The organism is Methylobacterium sp. J-070 (genome assembly GCF_022829385.1).
Classification (GTDB): domain Bacteria; phylum Pseudomonadota; class Alphaproteobacteria; order Rhizobiales; family Beijerinckiaceae; genus Methylobacterium.
Genome location: NZ_JAKSXX010000005.1, coordinates 1 through 924 on the forward strand (window position 1 = coordinate 1; position 924 = coordinate 924).

1 protein-coding gene is annotated in these 924 nt (G+C 70.8%); it reads left to right on the forward strand.

Translation table 11 applies throughout. The features are described from left to right. Positions 1–743: zinc-binding dehydrogenase (locus MKL01_RS00025; protein ID WP_243903203.1), on the forward strand; the 743-nt coding region annotated here is incomplete at its 5' end. Positions 744–924 lie beyond the last annotated feature (181 nt).

Below are 924 nucleotides of genomic sequence, written 5' to 3' on the forward strand. Positions count from 1 at the left end.
TCCATCCCGGCGACCGCGTCATGTGTTCCGGCGCCGGCGGCTACGCCGAGTATGCCGTGGCGGATCACGGGCGGACCCTTCCGCTTCCCGCGGACCTATCGTTCGAGGTCGCCGCGACCCTGCCGGTCGCCCTGCAGACGATGCACGACGCCCTCCTCACGCAGGCGCACCTCCAGCCGGGCGAGACCGTGCTGATCCAGGGGGCGAGTTCCGGCGTCGGGCTGATGGGGCTTCAGATCGCCCGGTGGCGGAAAGCCTCGGCGGTGATCGGCTCATCGCGAAGCCCCGAGCACCGCGCGCGCCTGCCCGAGTTCGGCGCAACCCTGGCGATCGACACCAAGGATCCGACCTGGCCGGAGCAGGTGCGAGCGGCGACCGGTGGCCGGGGCGTCGACGTGATCATCGATCAGGTCTCCGCCCCGGTGGCCAACGGCAACCTGCAGGCCGCGGCCGTTCTGGGGCGCATCGTCAATGTCGGCCGCCTCGGCGGGAGCCGGGGCGAGTTCGATTTCGACCTGCATGCAACGAAGCGCATCAGCTACATCGGCGTGACCAACCGCACCCGGTCGATCGAGGAGCAGCGCGCGATCACCGCGCGCGTCCGGGCCGACCTGTGGCCGGCGATCGTGGCCGGGGGCTTCCATCTGCCGATCGACGGTCGCTACGCCCTGGCCGAGGCGCCGGCCGCGCTCGCGCGCATGAGGAAGAACGAGCATTTCGGGAAGATCGTCCTGAGCGTTTGACGCCCGGTTCTCGGCTCGCCGGTCGCTAACAGCTTGGTCGCGTCGAGCTCAGCCTCTCGGCGCCGCGGCCGGAAGTGCGGGCTTCGTCTCACCGCCGAACCAGCCGCGGATCGCGCCGAGGATGTCGCTCGGGATCACGACCCACGAAGGCAGGAAGCCCGACGCGTTGCCGTTCCAGCGG